Here is a 19,178-nt window from a genome sequence, read left to right as displayed (position 1 = left end):
ATATGTTATTTGGAATGTTTTTTAAACTTATTCAAAAAATGTGGAGTTTTTAAAAATGCAAAATGATTGAATTAAATTAAAAGAGTTTTTCATTCATGTCTTTTTGTTTATAGATAAAACGAATGTTGAAAGTATTACAATGTGGAATTTAACGCAAAATGAATATTTAACTTTAATGGTTGGTGTTTGAATTGTGATTTTGTTTTTAACTTGGTTTTTCTTGTGAGTGGTTTTTAAAATAGTTGGGTATTTTAAATAATGAAAAAATTTATATTTTTCTTTAAAAATTGTTGTTATATTAGTGGTTCAATGCTTTTGTTTAGTTTAATTGATTTATTACTTTGGATAATTTCTTTGTATTGTGTTGGTTTAGTATTTTGAATATTATTTGCTTTGCAATGTGTTTATTTTGTGTGATGATTGTGAAAAAATATTTTTTATCAGTTAAATGCTTTTCGGTTAGTGAATTTTGTTTGAGATAATCCGTTATCGGTAATTATTGGTAAGTTAGGAACTGGTAAAACATTACTTTTAACTTATTTGTCGCAAACTATGAAATTATTGACAGATGAAATTTATAGTAATTATCCGTTAGAAGATGATAAGGTTAAAGTTTTAACATTTAAAAATTTAGATTTTACCGATCGAACAAAACCAGTCCCACCCGATGATAGTGTTATTTTATTTGATGAAAGTTATTTGTATATTGATGCAACTAGTCCTCATGATGAGAAAAAAGTTCATAGTGGTAAAATACCGTGAATTGTTTTAGTGAGGCATTTTGGACATCGTGCGTTGTTTACTGCTCAGCGTGAGGGTATGATTTGAAATAATATTCGCCAGTTAGCAAGTGGAATTATTATTCCAATTTCATTGAAAAAACCCGTTGCTAAAAAAGGATTTAATTTTTTTTTTAATCGTTTCTTTATTATGCGAATTGGTATTTTTCAAGATATAACGGATTATGAAATTTGAAAAACAAAATCAGTAGAACGAACAGCAGAAGGTAAAAGAGTAAAACATAAGTCGGATGTTGGGTTAGGAATTCGGTTTTTTAAAATAATTATTCCCCTTGAATTCGCTAATAAGTATGATAGTCAATGGTTAAAGTTTGTGCGTGATTTAAAAAATGATGAAATTGTTAATAAAAAAGAATATTATTGGTCAGAAATCACAAAATTAAGCGTTAAAGAACGATTGTAGTTATTTGATATTGATATTTTGAAAAAGAATTTAAAACCTAAAAAAGAGAAAGGAAATAGTAAAGATGATTAATTTATTAGTTGAAAATAATAATAATAATAGTAATTGAGACAAGATTTTTAGTTTTGTTTTTGATATATTTTTGTTTATTTTTGATGTAATTTGAAATACAAAATTACCGATGACAAATACTTCAATTGCTTATTTTTTAATCTTTTTTATGGTTATTAAGTTATCGATTTATGCAATTCACGGGACATCAACACAATATAATAATTTAGGTTCAACAGTTAATAATGGTGTTTCGCAAGTATATTCGTCAACTGTACGAAAAGGTATTAATTTTGGTAAAAATGTTTATCAGAATAGTAATAAGCAACAAGTTAAACGAGAAATTAAACGTCAAAATGTTAGACAACAAGCAAAAGTTAAAAGAGGTGTTAAGTAATGATTAAATTAGTTTTATTGGTGGCGGCGATTGCGATATTTGGAACTGGTTTTATTACTGTTATTATTAATCAATTTACATCAGCAAAAAATATTATTATGGATTTATATAATTCTGATACTTGGTTGATTTGATTATTTGGTAGAATGGCAGTTTTGTTTAGTCATCCGTTAATGTTAACGATATCAAGTTTATATATTGTTGGGTTTATTGTTTCAAAAACATTGTATAGTTAGGAGTTGAGTTTATGAAAAAATCGTTATCTTTATTTGCCATATTTATTTTAAGTTTTTTGGGTTTGGTTATTCCATTTATTACTTTAACGGCGTTTAGACCCTTAAATGAGGAGCATTATATGCTTAAACAAAATAGTACTGGTAAAGGTATTAATGAAACTGATTTTATTAATACAATGTTTTTACGCAGTAGTTTTTTTGAAAATTGGTCGGAAACAAATTATTTTATTAATCCAACTTTAAAAACATCAAAAAATTTATTGTTTAATGATAAATGTTAATGATAAATGGTATTTATATTTTTTACAAGATAGTTATTCAACCGGAGTTGTTTATGATAAACCTAATGAAGTATTTTTGAATTATTATCGACAATGACATAGTTTAAAAAATCGGTAGTGGGAATGAGTTAATACTCATGTTCTTATGGAAGCACTTAGTTATTTATAAAATAACCGTCCCACTCTGCATTAAGTTTTATAAAATCAAAGTTTTAAAAAACCAGTTTCATAATCAAAGATAATTTTTGAATTTTCTAGTTTTTGATAAAATTGCTTTTGTGTTTTATCTTTTACTTTATTCAATAAATTTCTATGTTTTTTACAAGTTCATAAAACTTTATTTGATACAAATTCTTCGTTGATGAATGATGATAATTTATAACAATCATTAACATCACATATTTTTTGTTGTTTAATTATCATTACCTCCTTTTAGGAGTTGTTTTATTTCAAATAAAAAAACAACCCTTTAACAAGAGTTGCTTTTTTGCCGCTTCATCGTACATTATACATTTTCAGCCGCATTCATTCAATTAATTTGTTTAGTCAATATTTCAATTTGAATAACATCTGTTTCTAATTTTTCAAAAGATTTAGTAATGTATCTATACAAACTATCAATTATTTTAAGTTCTGATCGATTATTAACAATTGGAGTTATTATTTTTTTAATTGTAGATTTTAATAATATTTTTAATTCAGTACCATAATCTGCATCACTTTTGTTATTAACTTGAAAATTGTTAATATTTTTAATTAAATTATTCAAATTTTTTAAATCATTATCAATATTTTTTAAAAATAGTAAATTATTTGCCACACATTTTTTTAATGTTGATATAATAAATTCATCTTTATTTTTAAAATCATCTAAATCTTTATTTGTTTTAATAATTTGATTTATTTGATTTTCGCTTTTTATTACATCCATTATTTTTCCTCCTTACTAGGTAATTTGTTATATTTAGAATTATATTTTAAAATATATGAATCAAAAATCGTTTCGTTAAAATCTTCTTTATATAATTGTTGTTGTTTTAACTCAGCAAGTTCTGTTTCAAGTACATCAATTTCTGCTTTAAGTGCATTATTTTGTGCTTCAAGTACACCATATTCTGCTTCAAATTCTTCAATTTTGTGTTCAAGTAGACCATTTTCTGCTTTAAGTATACAAAATGAGCAATCACAATATTTTTCCATTATTTATTCTCCTTACTAGGTAATTTGTCATATTTAGAATTATCTTTTAAATCAATTATTTTTTTTCAACCACAAGTTAAGCACCGATTAAAAAAATAATCATCTCCACAATTCATACAATGAGCAAATTTTTTAAAATCTTCTTTATATAATATTTGTTGTTTTAATTCATCAAGTTCTTTACCTAAATTTTGATTAAAATAATGTGCCATTTCTAATTGTTCTTTAAGTGCTTCATTTTCTTCTTTTAGTTTGTCAAATTTAATTGATTCTGTTATATTCATTATTCATCCTCCTCACTAGCAATATGAAATAAGGCAACTAGCACATACATAATGCAATTTAGCTTTGAAATTTTTTCTTTAATGCTCAATAACGATTATGGTGTACTCATCCTTTGCATATTTGACATCAATTAGTTTGATTAACAAATTCTCCTGTTGATGTTTCATTATATTTACAAATAATTTGATCTGTATTTGTATATTCTTTAAAATTACAACTGCATTTCTTATAATGTTTTCTTAAATATTCATAATAACCACTAAAATTAAATCCACAACTTGTATTAGCCATTCTATTTATTCCTCCAATTTATCATATTTTGTGTTATTCTTTAAAACTCAAATTTTATCTGGTAATCAAATATCATTTTTTTCATCATAAGGAATATTTAATCCGTCTTCTTGACAATCTTCACAATACTTTCTTTTTTCCATTATTTATCCTCTTCAATAACAGTTAATTGGTCTAATTGTTGTTTTGTGATTTTAATATCTTTTAAATCAGCCCATCGTAAATCAGCACCTTGTAATTTAGCAAAAGACAAATCAGCACCAGATAAATAAGCACATCATAAATTAGCACCTTTTAAATTAACCCAATATAAATTAGCACCCTCTAAATCAGCTTTTTTTAAATTAGCACTTCGTAAATCAGCATCTTTTAAATTAACCCAATGTAAATTAGCACCTTGTAAATCAGCACAAGTTAAATCAGCTTCTTTTAAATTAGCACCTCGTAAATCAGCACCAGCTAAAACAGTACGAGTTAAATTAGGGCAATTTAAAAAAGCATCTTGTAAATCTAATACTTCAATTCTTAAATATTCTCTTATTTTTCAATTTTCAACAGTAACTCCTGTTAAATCTTTAATTAAATTTTGTAATGTTTTCATTTTATAATTCCTCCAATTTTTTATTTTCAATTTCAATTTCATAACGATCCATAATAGCCAAACCATAATCTTTATAGCAATCTGGATAGTTATCAAACATTTCATTTAATAAATCTTTTAAATTCATGTTATTTATCTCCTTTAATCATTTTTTGATAAATTCTTAAATAGTTGATTTCAAAAGGGATTATTTATAACTTCTTCCATTGCTTTTTTAATATCTTTATCACTTATTTCTCAAATATTATCTAAATCAGCTTGAGTGGTTTTAAATTTTGCTTCTTCTAATTTTTTATCTAAATAATTATTAATATCTTTTTTAGCAACATATTTTTTCATATTATTTATTCTCCTTTATTTGTAATTCTTTGTATATTTCGCATTTTAAAAAACTTTCTTTATTAATTTGATTAAAAATTTTTTCTAATTCAGCATAAATCATTTGCTTCATAGTATTTTGCCCATATCCATCAAATTCACCATCATTTATTGAAATTAATAATTTAGCAATATTTCTTTTTATTTTTTCCATATTATTTACCTTTTTCATTCAATATCTTTTAAATCAATAATTGCCGTTGATAAGCCATAATTATTATTTTCAATTTTTTCTCGTACTTTTGCTTCTTCTACTGTGTAATAAGCATAAGTAGATAAATATTCATTTTTAATTATTAATAAGTATCTTTTATTCATAATTTAATTCCTCCTAATTTTTTATTTACACTTAAATTTTCTAATTGATAAGTTTGTAATCAATGTTCTTTACATAATAAAATTTCTTTTTTATAACCTAAATTTCACTCTAATTTATAACCAATTTTTTCAATATAATTATTTCCAAAATAAGCATTTTTATTATTACAATTAATTCTTTGACATTTCATATAATAATTCCTCCTAATTCTTTTTATTTTAATGCTCAATGTTCATCAGTAATTTCATTGTGTGTAATAATATATTTATTTTGTTTATCACATTTAAAGCAATAACCTCAATATCTTTTTTTAAGACAATATTTCTTTTTCATATTTACCTCCTTAAATTTCCTTGGTTATTTTTTTATTATTTTGATACTTAATAAATAAAAAGTTGGTAAGCATATTGTGTTTACAATTAAAACTCCGATTATTATTTGTTCTATATTTAAAATTCCAAGATTTAATCAAAAAAGTATAAAATCAATTGGAAAATAAATTATTAAATTTATTAATAATAGTAGGATAATTTTTCAGAAATTATGACATTTTATTAAATAAATAATCCTTAATAAAATTGCTAATAAACCAGTTTCTAAATTTCAACATAATGATCCTAGTGTAAAACCTCATAATGATAAATCAACTAATAAATGACCAACAAAACCAATAAATAAACATCAATATCAATTTAAAATAAAAGTACTAATAAAAACTGGAATGTAGAATAAAGGATGAAGTAGGAAAAAAGCAACTCTTGTTAAAGGGTTGTTTTTTTATTTGAAAAACAATCTAACAATTTAATAGATATTTTGGTGGTCTAACCCAACAGTAATCAGTCTGGAAATAATAGACGCTTTAATAAGCGATAGTGGTGATAAGTGCGAGGTCAACATCAAACCACAATAAAAATAGAGATGGTCACTTTATAAATAAATTTGCGATTAGCATTAGGTTCTTCAAGGTGCGAGTGAATTTATTTTAAAAACTGAACGCTTTGACCTGAAATGGTGCGGATGAAGAAATGTAATTATATGGCGTCTTAACTATACAAACAACTACAAATTGTAGAACATTGTAGTTAATATACCAACAATTACCAAAATTAATAATCAGGAGGTAAATATGAAAAAGAAATATTGTCTTAAAAAAAGATATTGAGGTTATTGCTTTAAATGTGATAAACAAAATAAATATATCCCTACACACAATGAAATTACTGATGAACATTGAGCATTAGGAAAACAAAATTAGGGGGAATTAAATTATGGAAAAAAGATATTTATTAATAACAAATAGTTCATTTACTGGAATAGATACTGAATTATTTTATACATTAGAAGAAGCACAATATACTGCTAAAAATAAAAGTTGTTCTCAAACAACCATTATTGATTTAGAAGATAAAAATATTAAATGACAAGGAGATAAATAATATGAAAGAAATTAGAAATTTACAATTATCAGAATTTCAAAAAGAAATTATTAATAAATTAGATGATGAGTACTGCTATAAAATTTCATCACAAGAACAAAATAAAGATACCGCTATTAATATTATTGATAATGATGGTAATTTCTTGTTAGAAATATCAAGTAGCGACGACTATGTATCAATAAATGAATTAATAAAAAATAGGGAAAAAAGCATTGAAAATCTTAATGGATATCTTAAAAAAAGTTTAAATATGTGTAAACCATATACTGAAAGCATTGAAAATCATAAAAAAACTATTAAATTATTAGAACTTATATTAAAGGAGAATAAATAATATGTGAAAAGATGAAGATGGCAAAGTTTACACAAAAGAAGATTTATTTAATGAAGCATTAGAAGAATGTCATTCAGAAGAAAGTGCTTATGACTATATTGATACTTTAATTGCAGAAAAGAATTTGGAGGAATTATAAAATGAAAACATTACAAGATTTAATTAAAGATTTAACAGGAATAACTGTTAAACAAAATCAAATAAATAATTATTTAGAACATGAAATATTAGATTTACAAGGTACTAATTTAATTAATGCTAATTTAGAAGAAGCAGATTTAACTGGTGCTAAATTATATAGTGCTGATTTAAGAAATGCTAATTTAGAATATGCTAATTTACGAAGTGCTAATTTAGAAAATGCTTGTTTAGTATGTGCTAATTTAGAAGATGCTTTTTTATTAGGTGCTAGAATTACAAAAGAACAATTAGACCAATTAACTGTTATTAAGGAGGATGAATAATGGCAAAATATTGTAAAAAATGTCAATGCCCTGTTAATCAAATTAACTCTGATTATTGTTTATTTTGTGATAATGATGTACTTAAAGAAGAACTTACAGAATTAAATAAAGATTTAAATTGAAGTTTAAAAACTGAAGAAGTACTTAATAAAATGTTTGAAGACAAAATCGAAGAAAATGAAAAACTTAAAAAAGAACTTGATGAATTAAAGCAATTTCAATTAAAGAAAAGTGATATAACTTTACACTATATTGAATGTAATGAATGTGAATCAGAGGAGTTTTGCGATGATAATAATTTATTTAAAGTAGTTAATGAATTTGAACATGATGAATATTGTTCAGATTATGGAAATATATTAAATTTAGATATTAGATGTATTATTGAATATAAAAAATATGAAAGTTTAGAGGAATAATTATGACAAATTACCTAGTAAGGACGATGAATAATGAATATAACAGTTAAAGAATTAATAAAAGACCAATTAGATTGAGCAGATGATTCGGGGAAATATGGGGATTTGACTTTTCCTGTTATTCTTGAATCATATAAAGAAATATTTGAAAATATTTTAGAAACATATAAAAAAGAACTTGCTGAATTAAAACAACAAATATTATATAAAGAAGATTTTAAAGAATTTGATTATTGTATTAATTGTATAGATGATTATTTTCCTTTTGATGACAGATGTTCAACTTGTAAATGAAAAAGAATAATTGATTTAAAAGATAATTCTAAATATGACAAATTACCTAGTAAGGAGGGTGAATAATGAGTGATATTGTAAAAAATAGAGTAAATAATATTACATTTCAATTTCCTTTAAAAGGAGATGATTTTAAAAATGAAAGTATTTTAGCATATAATGTTCAAAAATTTAAAGAAGAAAATAAACAAGAATTAACTGAGTATATTTTTAGACATATTAATCATTATGCATTAAATGGTTATCAAGATGTGCATTTAAAAGATATTCCAAGTGCTATTACTAAAAATAATTTTGTTTTTAAAGAATGATTAGAACCTATTCAAAAATTATTAGATGAACACAATAGAATTGGTAAAATAATTACTAATTATAGGAATTATATTGAAAGATACAGAGTTGAAATTAATAATAATTTGACACAAGTTCGTAAACAAAAACAACAAGAGTTTTTAAAAGAACAAGAATTAAAAAAACAAGAATTAATTGAAAAAGCAAATAGTTTAACACCAGATATGGGTCTTGATATAGACCAAATTCAAGATGAACAAGTTCGTGTAATGGAAAAAGTAGATGAAATTGATAAATCATTAGAACCAAAACAATTAAAAAAAGTTGGTATTAATTTAATAAAAGAAAAATTATTAATCAAAGATATTGAAGTAATTGGAATTGATAATGATTTTTTAGAAAATGCTAATCAATATGAATTAAAGCAATTAATTAAATATTTAATTGTTAATGAAAAGTTAGTTAAAAATACAATTAAAGCACAATGAGATACAAATACTGATAATAAAGTAGTTGGTATTAAAGGAATAAATATAAAAATTAAAGGAGTGAAATAAAATGACAAATATTGTTGAATTTTTAAAAACAGATAAGGTAAATGAATGAATAAAAAGTAAATTTTCTAATGAAAATGAAATTGCAAGATTTAAAAGTAATATTGTAGCAATCTCAAATAGTAATGATTTATTACAAAAAGCAGACCCAAGAACTATTATGACTGCTTGTTATCAAGGTGTTTTATTAAATTTACCAATGGAAAAACAATTTGGTTATGCTTATGTTGTTCCATATAATACTAAAATAACAAGAATTATTAATGGTCGTGAAGTACAAGAATGAATTATTCAAGCACAATTTCAAATGGGTTATAAAGGTTATATTCAATTAGCACAAAGAAGTGGACAATATTTAGATATAGCAGTAACAGATGTTAGAGTTGGTGAATTAGTAAATTATGACCGTTTAAAAGGAACTAGTTTTAATTGAATACAAAATGAAGATGAAAGAGAAAAATTGGAAATTATAGGCTATGTAACATATTTTAAATTAATTAATGGGTTTGAAAAAACTTTATATATGACAAAAGAACAAATGGAAAATCATTTTATGAAATATTCTAAAATTTATGCTAAAAATAAATCATTTTATATTGCTACTTATGATGAAATGGCATTAAAAACAGTATTAACATCATTATTAAGAAAATGAGGTATTATGTCTGTTGAATTACAACAAGCATATAAATCAGATCAATCAGTTATTACTACTAATGATGAAAATATTTATATTGATAATGATACTAATGTCGCCAAAAATAAAGGGCATATGAGCGATGAACCATTATTAAATAATATAAATAATACCCCATCTTATCCAGAAATAGCAGACACTAACGATAATGTCGTTAAAGAAGAAGATATCTCAAATGTAGTACCAGCAGTTAATAATGATGAGGAGTGAGCAACTTGATAAAAATAGGTATTGACCCATCAGGTACTGGTACTACTGGTATTGTTATTTATGAAGATAATAAAATTATTAGAAAAATTGAAATTATATATAATAATTGATTAAAACAATTAGAGTTTATAATAGATTCATTTTCTGCATTTAGATATAAAAATTCATATAAATTTAATATTGAAAATTGTTTACCAACAAATGCTAATGGGTCAAAAGATAGAGATGATTTATTACGATTATTAGGTGCATTAGAAATTAAATTAAATGATTTACAAATTGAAATTAATTGAGTATCACCAAAATATACTAAATCAGTTGTTAAAAATATTAAAAATTTAAGTAAATATAATGATAGTTGTTTATGAAAATATGATAAAGATCCTAATTTAACTTATCAATATGGTAAAGGTTGATTTTATAATAATGAAAAAATAAGTAATCATCTCCGCGATGCAATTATAATTGCTAATTATGAAAACTAAATTAGGTCAGTTATATTTTGGTGATAGTTTAGAAATATTAAAAACAATATCTGACAAAAGTATTGATTTAATATTAACTGATCCACCTTACCTTTACCCTGATATTGCTAAAAAATTAGAAAATAAAGAAAAGCATATTAAATATAATTTAAAAAAAATACAAGATCCTAATTGTTCTAATATTCAATATCAAATTCGTAAAAGGGAACTTGAATTTTTACAAGGTGAATTTATTAGTAGTTTTGATATACCATCATATTTTAAAGAATGAATGCGAATTATTAAAAAACCAAATTTTATAATTTATTTATCAAAACAACAATTAAAAGATTATTTAATTGAAATAGAAAATTATAACTTAAAGTTTGAATTAATAATTTACAAAAAAACAAATGATGCACCTACTAATGCTGCATATCGTAAAGATAAAGAATTATGTTTATATATTTACAAAAACCCAATTAGTTATAGTAATGTTTGAAATCAAGATATGCAGACTATTTATCAAATTACTAATAGTAATAATCAATTTATAGGAAATATAAAACACCCTACTATTAAAGATATTAATTTAATTAAATTACAAATAAATAAGCATAGTAAAGTTGGAGATATTGTATTAGATTGTTTTTTAGGAAGTGGTACAACCGCGTATGCTTGTGAACAATTAAATCGGCGTTGAATTGGAATAGAAATTAATGAAAAATATTATAAATTAACAAAGGAGCGATTAAAGTATGTTCAACCAACATTATTCTATTAAAATAAAATGTAATGAATGTAATAAAAATATTAATTATGGTAATATTGTTTCTAAAAATAATAAAGTAATGCATTATGTTTGTTATAAAAGGTTATTTAAAAATGAAAACAAAAAATCATCAAGTTATAATTAGAAATATTAATGTTTACTTAAATAAAGAACAAGCAAAAATATGAAATGAATTACCCGAATTATATACACATAACCAACGAGTACAGCATTTTATCAATTATTATATTGTAAATAATAAAGGAGATAATAAAAATGAATAAATATATTTTATGTTATCGTTCTGAAAAAGGTAATATTCCATGTAAAACTCCTCTTGGTGAATATATAACTGGTATTGATGTTGAAGATGTAAATATCAATTCAACCTGAGACTGAGAATATTTAATCAATAAATATGGTGAAAAGAATTTAATTATCTTAAAAACAGATAAAAAATAACCTTAATTGGTTATTTTTTTAAATGTTATTTATTTCATCTTTTTTTAAGACAATATTCATTTCAACTTTTAACTTGTTCTATTGTTTTTTTACAATTATGACAAATATTAACATTATGTTTTTTAAGATATTTACGAAATATTAATCAACCCAATAATATTAAATATAAGATATAACTTGGTATTTTATAAACTTGTTCTAAACATTTACCAATCGGTAATTTAATTGCTGGTATTTTAGGTATTTTTGTTGTCAATCAAGCAGTACCATGTAATATTGGATATGATATAACAATCCCAGCATATCCAAAAAAACCACCATCAGTTATATTGTGCTGACCAAACATAAACTCTTTAACTGGTTCTAATGTTGGTATTCAATTAAAATGTAAACTAGTAAAAAATAAACCATATAAACTTAAAAATGGGGTATGATATAAAATTGATAAAGCATTATATCGCATAATATATGCTTTTTTAATATGAAATGGATATTTATCATATTTTAAAAACTTACGATTTTTTCATGCTTTAAAACTTTGACTTGGATTTCTTTGTTCAAAACCTAATCTTTGTCAATAAGTACCATTTTCATTTTTAATAATAATATTTTCTTTATCTATCATATTTACACCTCTTGTCGAAAAATACGAACACTATTAATTGGTATATTAGAACCCTCTGAACCATTAGTTAAATAAACCCGACCACTAGCACTATATAAAGCAATACTATAAGGGGTTTTATCGAAATCATCAATAAAACAAGTTGCTTGATGTTTAGATAAAGTTTTATTTTCTTTTGTTTCTGTAAAATAAGGTGGTTCAAGTCATAACATACCTTCAGCACCTTTACGATTAGTTGGTGATAATCAAACTTGATAACGATATTCTTCTGAAAATTCAGGAATATCAATATACTTAGCACTATCAGGTGTATATGATATCGATACTTTTTCTCATTTAATTTTTTTATTTATTTCAAACATTCATTTTAACATTTGGTCAATAGTATCTTTTAAACCTTTATTTAAAGATAATTTATTATTTTCAATATCAAATTCATCTGATAATAATAATTCTAAACTACTATCATCTTTTTGATGTAACGGGGCATTAACTGTTATTGAACTACCACTTTGTGCTTTTTTAACAATATATTTTCCATCTTCTTTATCAATATAATCTTTATTTAAATCACTATCTTTAATAACATCAGATGGTATATCACCACCTTGTTTTGCTTTTCATACATTATTTTCATAATAAATCGTATCATTATCAAAAGGCACTGATAATTCATTATTAGAATTATATATAATACTTTTATTATCAAGTTTAACGGAAATATTTTTTATATAATTATCAATATAATTTGCTAATAATTCCCTTGATATTTCAATTTGTCATATTCCACTTTTTTCAGTACTAGATCATGGAATAATAGATAAAGTATTAGATGTAAACATACTATTTTTTCATACATATTTAGCATCTGCCTCACTTAACATAATTGGTCGATCTTTATGATTAGTATCAGGTTGCCCAAATCCAGTATTATATTCATTTTTAAAACCATAATTATCAGGGTTTATTTTAGTTATAGTTTGTGATTTATAAAACTTTGCTTTTTCTAATAAACTAATAATATCAGGGGAAAATTCTATCTTCATATTACTAGGATATGTATAACTTGCAACACTATCACTACTATTTTCACCACCATTTGAATATTCAATCCCAGTTCTTATTAAATATTGAGTTTGCAAACAACAAGCAATTTTTACATAATTAATCCGCTTTTTATCAATTTCACTATTAGGATCAAGCAATGGAAACTCAGTTTCTAAACGATAACCACAAATACTATCTAATTGTAAACTTGCTCTTGTAATACCCTCAATTAAATAATTTGAAATAGTATCATCATAAAGTTTTTTACCATATTGTGCTACTAATTTATCAAAACCCTCTCAATTTTTAAACTCTTCTAATGTTATTAATTTAAAACTTTCTAATTTTGTTATATCTGCCATAATTTCACCTCTTCGCATCACCATTATAAACAAAAAAAGTCTTTTTTAGACTTTAATTGTTTTATCCGATAATTTAATATCTTTTTTAGAAATTGATTTCTTTGCTCTTTGTAATTTAACAATATGATTAAATTCTTCTTCACTAACAGGTTTATTTGTTTCTAATACTTGTGCTCATTCAGTATTACCAAGACCCAAAGTATTAGCAGTTTGCAATAAACCTAAATGAATAGCATCTAATGTTTCTTGTCCTACCACTTTATTTGCAGACTCTTTAACTTTATTTTTAATTATTTTTTTAATTAAAAGTTCTAATCCTTTATAACCTAAAATTCCACTAAAAGCAATTCCAACTCCAATACCAATTAAAAGTTCTGTACTCATATTTTATCGTCCTTTCTTAATTTTCACATCACCATCTTAGCATCAAGATAAAATTTGTCCACCACTTATTTAAAAAACATGTTATGATGATGACGATTAAAAAAGATGTAAAATAAATGACATTTTTAGTATTTCTATATGGAACAGTACTCAAATTGGACAAGAGGACATCCTGCTAAGATGTTAGGTCGGGTAACCGATGTGAGAGTTCAAATCTCTCCTGTTCCGCCATTTAATAAAAAGTAAATATAAAAAAGAGATTTAATATCTCTTTTTTTATTTTTTATTATATAATTTAACTAATAAATAAAAAGGAGAATACAATGAAAAGATTATTAAGTATTATTGGTGCAATTAGTTTAGTAGGAACAAGTACATTAGGGGTAGTAAGTTGTAAAAATCCATATGATGAATCTAAATGTGAAAGGAATAATAAAGGAAATTGACATCAATTATGTATTATTGATTTTCCATTCAAAGATATAGATAATAATTATTATATAACGATATGAAGAACATCAAATAATGACGATTGAAAAATAAGTATGTTTAAATACGAAACAAAAAATATAATTATTGATCAAAAAGATAATTTTAATCTTGAAATAAATAGTGATATTTCAAATACTCCACAATTATTAATTAATCAAATTCGTAATAATAAAAAATATCTCATTAAAGAATGATTAAATGATTTTAATAATATTTTTTTTAAATCACTATATGTATGAAAAGAAAATTCTATTCCAAATATTCCAAATATTGATAAAGATGGAAATATTGTTTAGTAAGTACAATATAAAAAGTGCAGTTAGCACTTTTATTTTTCTTTTAAATTTATATTTATAATTTTTGGATTATTAATAAATGCCATTTCTGCATATGCACCATCTAAAATATATTTTAGGTCAATTGTATAACTAATAAGTAATTTTAAATACATATTTTCTCTATAAAAAACTATTTTAGTATCAAGTTTATAACCTTGTCCTGTATCAGGATTACCTACAAATCATTCTTCATGATTATTAAAAACATTAGTACCAGATTCTGTAATTTCGCTTAAATTAACTAATATATTTTTTCTTCAATCATAATTATGTTCTGGATATTTACTTGCTCTACTTGGATAAAAGTGTCCATTTGCATTAGACATTTGAAAACTAAAATTATCATAATTATCTAAAACTGTTTGTCAATTTGTAATTCCAAATGTACCAAAATCAAATAAATCTTTTCTAATTATATAACTTTTATTTATTCAATTTGGATTTAGATTTTGTGAATTTAATCTTAAATATGCACTAATTTCTGATAAATTAATTTGTACTGGATAGAAATTAATACTTGGTGGTGGGTCTGGTAATTTAACAGGTCATTCATGTACAATATTATCATCTATATATTGATCTAAATAACTAAGTGAATAAAGAGTTAATCAATCTCGAACTGAATTATTATATAAACTTGTAGTTTGTAAACTAACAAAATAACTCATAATTGAATATGGGTCATATATATCAATATCATCAGAAAACATATAAATACGACAAGCAGTTTTACCTAAATTATAAAATCCAACTGCATCAATTATATAACGACCACTACCAACAATATCAGTTAAAACTTGTTGACTTTCCATTGTAGGTAATGATATTGTTTCTTCATTAATTAAATAAATACTATCTTCATTATTAAGTGATTGAGGTATCATAACACTACTAATTCTATAATTTTTTCCATCTTCTTTTTTTGTTTTTTTATTTCATCTTGATGCTGTTATTTTATCAGTTAAAGTAAATGCTCAACTTGTATTACTTGCACTAGCACCAATTATATCATTTACCTCATCTTGGGTATTATATCTAAAAGCATCTAAGGGGATATTACCTTGATTTTTTGCTTGTGTACCACCACTTCCAACAATAGGTCAATAACTTTCATCATAAAAAGTATAATTTGCTTTTCCAATAAATAAAGGAATACCATTATTAATATTTGGATATAAATTATTAGTATTTTTATTTATTTCTTTTCAATAAATCGGAATTCCTAAACTTATTGCATTTAAGAATTTACCAACAATCGGAATATCTCTCTGAGTTCATGCAATACTTTCTGTTACATCTATTGGTAAACTAATAATATGATTAACCATAATACTAAATAAATTTAACATATCTTTTAATTGCCCACGATTTTTACTTGGATTAATTTTATTATGTCCAATATCAAAATTATATTTAAAATAACCATTTGCTCTAACATCATAATCACGATTAATAACACCATTACCTTTATAATTTAATGCAACATCTTTAATAGTTAAATTATTTGGGTTAGTTGCTTTTGTTAATTCTCTATTGGTATTTAAATAACCTTCATAATTCTTTTTAATTTCTTGATTTGTTTGACCTTGTTTTCTTTTTAATCAATTATCATATTGACCATTAATAGCGGGTATTCCATTCGTTAATAAATAAGTAGTTAATGGTTTTGATGATTTTGTTAAACTATCAGCAACTGGCATTTTTAAATCATCAATGAATAATCTACGCTGTGGATATACTTTTTCATTTCATTTCCCTAAATTTTCAATAGGGCGACCAAAAATAATTGGTGCAGTAAAACCATTATTACCTAATAATGTTAATTGAATACTTTTAATACCATTATCACCAGTAAATTTCTCATTAATTTCATAATCTTTTGGAATACCTAAATTATCTCATATTATTTTAGGTATTACATAACCCTCACCTGGTGCTGAAAATTGTACGAATTGCTGAATAGTTTGTCCAGTAGTATTAATATAATCTTTAACATAACTAAAAGTAATAACTCAATATACTAATTCATTTAAATCATTATATTTTGGTTGAGCATTTGAAATAAACATTAATAAATTATCATCAACATCTTCTTTATCAGATTGTAAAGGAACTAAATAAAATCTTAAAAAATCTTCTCTTTGAAAATTATAAGTAGTTTCAACCGTAATTGTACGATCAAGATATCAAGCATTATATTCACCAAAATATTCTTCACCACCTAATTTAGAAAATTCAACAGTATCATTAATATTAACAATATGACATTTATAAGCATCACCTTTAAATTTTCTTTTAATAGCAAAATTATCTAATGCTTTATCAATTTTTTGTAAATTCATAACATAAACATTAAAACCATTTTCATTATTAATTTTTTCTCAAATATCATTAACTGGATAATTATTCTCAGGTTCTTCTTTATTAATAAAAACTTGTTTTGTTGCATCTCATAAATAAGTTTTTTCGGTACTAGTAATATATAAATAACTAACTTTATCAGTTAAACTTTTTTTAAAATCATCAATAGAATAAGTAAATCAATCTTTATTATTTTGGAAAAAATCATAATTTCAAATATCAGGTATAGCACGAGATCTAATTTTAATAGCATTTTTTCATTGTGCAATAATTCCCTCTTTACCAGTAAATATTTGTGACATTTGTGTAAAGTTTTGTGGTACTCCATTATTAGGTTGAAAACCTTTATCAGTAATATTTACTAAACCAGTTTTAATAATAAATGGAAAAAAGAAATAATTACTTTTAATATCAATATCTAATTTAGTTAAATCAGATCTAACACTATTATCCATTATTCTTTCATTTAAGTTTTTAAAAATACTATTAATATTAGGTACTTGCATTATTGTATATCTCCTTTAATATCTTCTTCTCTTGTTTGATTATCATCAATATAACTCATTTCTTGATCTAATTGTTCTTTTTGTTCTTTTTTAATTTCTTCATACATCATTCTTGCTTTTTTATTTGTTACTTTTTCTTGTTTATGAATTGCTCTAACATGAGTAATAGTTCCATTATTTATTTGTCTATCAATTACCTCAGATTGAGTAATTTCATTAACTATTGATATATCTATAAATTCTAAGGTATAAGGTCTAAAATTATCATTATTCTGACTGTTATCATCTAAACTATCTCATTTTTTATAATGCTTAAATATATAATCAAATAAGCGATATAATTTAGGAAATCGTAAAGATCTTTTTTGTAAAGTAGTATGAATATCTAATTTATTATTCATTAATGACTCTGTTTTATTTGTATAATTATTCCCTGAAAAATTATCATATTCATAACCTGCACCATTAAATATCATTTTCATAGAATAATCACTATCAATAGTTATTTCAGTATAATTTTGTTGAGCATGAATTAAACCAACACCAGTAGTACCAGTCATAGCATATTGTTGAACTGTACTACTAATTAAAGCATCTGCTTGTACTAATTCTTCATCACCATTACCATTATCATTATCACCAAGTGGAGATGTATTTTTTCGTCCTACAAAATGAGTACGATTAATAATTCTTTCAATTCTTTTATAATAAATATTATCTTGTACATCTTTAATTAAATTAAATACAGGTAAACAATCGGGCACAGCATCTGCTGTTGTTTTTGTACCTTGAACTAATTTAGGTAAATTTGTAAATTCAACAATAGGTAATATATCTATTCCAGTATCATATTCCATTATAGAAACTGGTCTTAATTTACTTTCTAATTCACCATAAGTTTGTCAAATACCAATTTCTAAATCTTTTGCAGTATAATAAGTTATTTTTGCTTTTCTTGGATAAAATTGTACTTTTTGATATCACATATAATCAGATTGAGCAGGTAATATTCACATTTCTGCATATTGTTCTATTTCTGAATATTTAGCAATACGAACACTTGAACCAATAGGTGCAACATCAATAGTTAAATCATCAGTTTCTGTTTTTAATAAATACATTACACTACGCCCATATAAACTATTTGCTAATTCATTTTGAAATAATTTAGAATAAACATAGTTTTTTTCGTATCATTCTTCTATTCAATCTTGTGTATCATCATTATCACAATTAAACATTAGACCTTGTCCAATAGTTAATGGAGCTGCTTTTCTATTAGCAATAATTCAAGGAATATCAATATAATATTTTTGTTCTGATAATATTGGGTATTTTCCTTTTTCCAAATAATTTAAATATTCGGGTTGTTTATTTAATTCTTTAAAATCTATTTCATTATTCATTTTTACACCTCTTTT

The 19,178-nt window shown here is 23.6% G+C and carries 34 protein-coding genes, 1 tRNA gene and 2 pseudogenes; 20 read left to right on the top strand and 17 right to left on the bottom strand.

Annotated features, from left to right (window positions below):
• The first annotated feature begins 55 nt into the window (after window positions 1-55).
• The 5 genes and pseudogenes from SDAV_RS02265 to SDAV_RS02245 all read left to right on the top strand — a co-directional run.
• The gene (locus SDAV_RS02265; RefSeq protein ID WP_114564375.1) at window positions 56-259 is read left to right on the top strand and encodes a DUF2649 family protein; all 204 of its coding nucleotides are present in this window, start codon (window positions 56-58) and stop codon (window positions 257-259) included.
• A pseudogene (locus SDAV_RS02260) lies at window positions 259-1,275 on the top strand (hypothetical protein). The gene SDAV_RS02265 and the pseudogene SDAV_RS02260 overlap by 1 nt, the downstream one beginning before the upstream one ends.
• Complete coding sequence (locus SDAV_RS02255) at window positions 1,268-1,651, top strand: hypothetical protein (protein WP_114564374.1); 384 nt, start codon at window positions 1,268-1,270, stop codon at window positions 1,649-1,651. The pseudogene SDAV_RS02260 and the gene SDAV_RS02255 overlap by 8 nt, the downstream one beginning before the upstream one ends.
• The gene (locus SDAV_RS02250) at window positions 1,651-1,887 is read left to right on the top strand and encodes a hypothetical protein (protein ID WP_015967964.1); all 237 of its coding nucleotides are present in this window, start codon (window positions 1,651-1,653) and stop codon (window positions 1,885-1,887) included. The genes SDAV_RS02255 and SDAV_RS02250 overlap by 1 nt, the downstream gene beginning before the upstream one ends.
• Window positions 1,888-1,898: 11 nt before the next feature.
• Window positions 1,899-2,280: pseudogene (locus SDAV_RS02245) on the top strand (spiroplasma phage ORF1-like family protein); the annotation flags it as partial.
• Between the two features lie 77 nt (window positions 2,281-2,357).
• On the opposite strand, the gene SDAV_RS02240 reads toward SDAV_RS02245, so the two are convergent.
• The 12 genes from SDAV_RS02240 to SDAV_RS02200 form a co-directional block, all read right to left on the bottom strand.
• Window positions 2,358-2,591, bottom strand: a complete 234-nt coding sequence (locus SDAV_RS02240; RefSeq protein WP_114564373.1) for a hypothetical protein — start codon at window positions 2,589-2,591, stop codon at window positions 2,358-2,360.
• A gap of 82 nt (window positions 2,592-2,673) precedes the next feature.
• Window positions 2,674-3,099 (bottom strand): hypothetical protein, encoded by a 426-nt coding sequence (locus SDAV_RS02235; protein ID WP_114564372.1) that lies wholly within the window; start codon window positions 3,097-3,099, stop codon window positions 2,674-2,676.
• The gene (locus SDAV_RS02230) at window positions 3,099-3,368 is read right to left on the bottom strand and encodes a hypothetical protein (RefSeq protein WP_114564371.1); all 270 of its coding nucleotides are present in this window, start codon (window positions 3,366-3,368) and stop codon (window positions 3,099-3,101) included. The genes SDAV_RS02235 and SDAV_RS02230 overlap by 1 nt, the downstream gene beginning before the upstream one ends.
• Window positions 3,368-3,652 carry a hypothetical protein gene (locus SDAV_RS02225; RefSeq protein ID WP_114564370.1) on the bottom strand — a complete coding sequence of 95 codons (285 nt, stop codon included), beginning with the start codon at window positions 3,650-3,652 and terminating at the stop codon, window positions 3,368-3,370. The genes SDAV_RS02230 and SDAV_RS02225 overlap by 1 nt, the downstream gene beginning before the upstream one ends.
• A gap of 58 nt (window positions 3,653-3,710) precedes the next feature.
• Window positions 3,711-3,944 carry a hypothetical protein gene (locus tag SDAV_RS02220; protein WP_114564369.1) on the bottom strand — a complete coding sequence of 78 codons (234 nt, stop codon included), beginning with the start codon at window positions 3,942-3,944 and terminating at the stop codon, window positions 3,711-3,713.
• A 5-nt stretch (window positions 3,945-3,949) separates the two neighbouring features.
• Entirely contained in the window at window positions 3,950-4,087 is a 138-nt protein-coding gene (locus tag SDAV_RS11775) for a hypothetical protein (protein WP_186823441.1), read from the bottom strand.
• On the bottom strand, window positions 4,087-4,545 hold the full coding sequence (locus tag SDAV_RS02215) for a pentapeptide repeat-containing protein (protein ID WP_222611577.1): 459 nt from the start codon (window positions 4,543-4,545) through the stop codon (window positions 4,087-4,089). The genes SDAV_RS11775 and SDAV_RS02215 overlap by 1 nt, the downstream gene beginning before the upstream one ends.
• A gap of 1 nt (window position 4,546) precedes the next feature.
• Window positions 4,547-4,672 carry a hypothetical protein gene (locus tag SDAV_RS13890; RefSeq protein ID WP_257785667.1) on the bottom strand — a complete coding sequence of 42 codons (126 nt, stop codon included), beginning with the start codon at window positions 4,670-4,672 and terminating at the stop codon, window positions 4,547-4,549.
• 14 nt (window positions 4,673-4,686) lie between these two features.
• Window positions 4,687-4,884, bottom strand: a complete 198-nt coding sequence (locus SDAV_RS02210) for a hypothetical protein (RefSeq protein ID WP_114564367.1) — start codon at window positions 4,882-4,884, stop codon at window positions 4,687-4,689.
• 1 nt (window position 4,885) lies between these two features.
• Window positions 4,886-5,077, bottom strand: coding sequence for a hypothetical protein (locus SDAV_RS02205; RefSeq protein WP_105298360.1), 192 nt, complete (start codon window positions 5,075-5,077; stop codon window positions 4,886-4,888).
• A 5-nt stretch (window positions 5,078-5,082) separates the two neighbouring features.
• The gene (locus tag SDAV_RS11770; RefSeq protein ID WP_186823440.1) at window positions 5,083-5,241 is read right to left on the bottom strand and encodes a hypothetical protein; all 159 of its coding nucleotides are present in this window, start codon (window positions 5,239-5,241) and stop codon (window positions 5,083-5,085) included.
• The gene (locus tag SDAV_RS02200) at window positions 5,220-5,432 is read right to left on the bottom strand and encodes a hypothetical protein (RefSeq protein ID WP_114564366.1); all 213 of its coding nucleotides are present in this window, start codon (window positions 5,430-5,432) and stop codon (window positions 5,220-5,222) included. Before SDAV_RS02200 ends, SDAV_RS11770 begins: the two co-directional genes overlap by 22 nt.
• Window positions 5,433-6,368: 936 nt before the next feature.
• Between SDAV_RS02200 and SDAV_RS13885 the strand changes: the two genes are divergently transcribed.
• The 13 genes from SDAV_RS13885 (at window position 6,369) to SDAV_RS02155 (ending at window position 11,642) form a co-directional block, all read left to right on the top strand.
• Window positions 6,369-6,497: a hypothetical protein gene (locus SDAV_RS13885; RefSeq protein WP_281268794.1), complete on the top strand. Its 129-nt coding sequence runs from the start codon at window positions 6,369-6,371 to the stop codon at window positions 6,495-6,497.
• Between the two features lie 13 nt (window positions 6,498-6,510).
• Complete coding sequence (locus tag SDAV_RS11765) at window positions 6,511-6,678, top strand: hypothetical protein (protein ID WP_186823344.1); 168 nt, start codon at window positions 6,511-6,513, stop codon at window positions 6,676-6,678.
• A 1-nt stretch (window position 6,679) separates the two neighbouring features.
• Window positions 6,680-7,015, top strand: coding sequence for a hypothetical protein (locus tag SDAV_RS02195; RefSeq protein ID WP_114564119.1), 336 nt, complete (start codon window positions 6,680-6,682; stop codon window positions 7,013-7,015).
• A 1-nt stretch (window position 7,016) separates the two neighbouring features.
• Entirely contained in the window at window positions 7,017-7,154 is a 138-nt protein-coding gene (locus SDAV_RS11760; protein ID WP_157092848.1) for a hypothetical protein, read from the top strand.
• Window position 7,155: 1 nt separating this feature from the next.
• Complete coding sequence (locus SDAV_RS02190; RefSeq protein ID WP_114564365.1) at window positions 7,156-7,479, top strand: pentapeptide repeat-containing protein; 324 nt, start codon at window positions 7,156-7,158, stop codon at window positions 7,477-7,479.
• Window positions 7,479-7,898, top strand: a complete 420-nt coding sequence (locus SDAV_RS02185; RefSeq protein ID WP_114564364.1) for a hypothetical protein — start codon at window positions 7,479-7,481, stop codon at window positions 7,896-7,898. Before SDAV_RS02190 ends, SDAV_RS02185 begins: the two co-directional genes overlap by 1 nt.
• Before the next feature lie 33 nt (window positions 7,899-7,931).
• The gene (locus tag SDAV_RS02180; RefSeq protein ID WP_114564363.1) at window positions 7,932-8,258 is read left to right on the top strand and encodes a hypothetical protein; all 327 of its coding nucleotides are present in this window, start codon (window positions 7,932-7,934) and stop codon (window positions 8,256-8,258) included.
• Entirely contained in the window at window positions 8,258-9,040 is a 783-nt protein-coding gene (locus SDAV_RS02175) for a hypothetical protein (RefSeq protein ID WP_114564362.1), read from the top strand. Before SDAV_RS02180 ends, SDAV_RS02175 begins: the two co-directional genes overlap by 1 nt.
• 1 nt (window position 9,041) lies before the next feature.
• Window positions 9,042-9,956: a recombinase RecT gene (locus SDAV_RS02170; RefSeq protein WP_114564361.1), complete on the top strand. Its 915-nt coding sequence runs from the start codon at window positions 9,042-9,044 to the stop codon at window positions 9,954-9,956.
• Complete coding sequence (locus SDAV_RS02165) at window positions 9,941-10,429, top strand: hypothetical protein (RefSeq protein WP_186823439.1); 489 nt, start codon at window positions 9,941-9,943, stop codon at window positions 10,427-10,429. The genes SDAV_RS02170 and SDAV_RS02165 overlap by 16 nt, the downstream gene beginning before the upstream one ends.
• Window positions 10,419-11,192: a DNA-methyltransferase gene (locus SDAV_RS02160; RefSeq protein ID WP_114564359.1), complete on the top strand. Its 774-nt coding sequence runs from the start codon at window positions 10,419-10,421 to the stop codon at window positions 11,190-11,192. The genes SDAV_RS02165 and SDAV_RS02160 overlap by 11 nt, the downstream gene beginning before the upstream one ends.
• Before the next feature lie 101 nt (window positions 11,193-11,293).
• A complete protein-coding gene (locus SDAV_RS11755; protein ID WP_186823437.1) occupies window positions 11,294-11,464 on the top strand; it encodes a hypothetical protein in 171 nt (56 codons plus the stop codon).
• A complete protein-coding gene (locus tag SDAV_RS02155; RefSeq protein WP_114564358.1) occupies window positions 11,457-11,642 on the top strand; it encodes a hypothetical protein in 186 nt (61 codons plus the stop codon). Before SDAV_RS11755 ends, SDAV_RS02155 begins: the two co-directional genes overlap by 8 nt.
• A 25-nt stretch (window positions 11,643-11,667) precedes the next feature.
• Here SDAV_RS02155 and SDAV_RS02150 read toward each other — a convergent pair whose 3' ends face one another.
• The 3 genes from SDAV_RS02150 to SDAV_RS02140 are packed head-to-tail and all read right to left on the bottom strand — an operon-like array spanning window position 11,668 to window position 14,060.
• A complete protein-coding gene (locus tag SDAV_RS02150) occupies window positions 11,668-12,267 on the bottom strand; it encodes a hypothetical protein (protein WP_114564357.1) in 600 nt (199 codons plus the stop codon).
• Window positions 12,268-12,269: 2 nt separating this feature from the next.
• Window positions 12,270-13,676, bottom strand: coding sequence for a hypothetical protein (locus tag SDAV_RS02145; RefSeq protein ID WP_114564356.1), 1,407 nt, complete (start codon window positions 13,674-13,676; stop codon window positions 12,270-12,272).
• Between the two features lie 45 nt (window positions 13,677-13,721).
• Entirely contained in the window at window positions 13,722-14,060 is a 339-nt protein-coding gene (locus SDAV_RS02140) for a hypothetical protein (protein WP_114564355.1), read from the bottom strand.
• A 140-nt stretch (window positions 14,061-14,200) separates the two neighbouring features.
• On the opposite strand from SDAV_RS02140, the gene SDAV_RS02135 reads away from it, so the two are divergent.
• A tRNA-Ser gene (locus SDAV_RS02135) sits at window positions 14,201-14,291 on the top strand.
• Between the two features lie 92 nt (window positions 14,292-14,383).
• On the top strand, window positions 14,384-14,848 hold the full coding sequence (locus tag SDAV_RS02130) for a lipoprotein (RefSeq protein ID WP_114564354.1): 465 nt from the start codon (window positions 14,384-14,386) through the stop codon (window positions 14,846-14,848).
• A gap of 32 nt (window positions 14,849-14,880) precedes the next feature.
• Here the strand turns inward: SDAV_RS02130 and SDAV_RS02125 are convergent, their stop codons facing one another.
• Entirely contained in the window at window positions 14,881-17,757 is a 2,877-nt protein-coding gene (locus tag SDAV_RS02125; RefSeq protein ID WP_114564353.1) for a hypothetical protein, read from the bottom strand.
• Complete coding sequence (locus SDAV_RS02120; protein WP_114564352.1) at window positions 17,757-19,163, bottom strand: hypothetical protein; 1,407 nt, start codon at window positions 19,161-19,163, stop codon at window positions 17,757-17,759. The genes SDAV_RS02125 and SDAV_RS02120 overlap by 1 nt, the downstream gene beginning before the upstream one ends.
• Window positions 19,164-19,178: the final 15 nt, after the last annotated feature.

The sequence above is a fragment of the Spiroplasma phoeniceum P40 genome, assembly GCF_003339775.1.
GTDB lineage: Bacteria > Bacillota_I > Bacilli_A > Mycoplasmatales > Mycoplasmataceae > Spiroplasma > Spiroplasma phoeniceum.
This window is presented reverse-complemented; position numbering and strand designations above follow the sequence as displayed.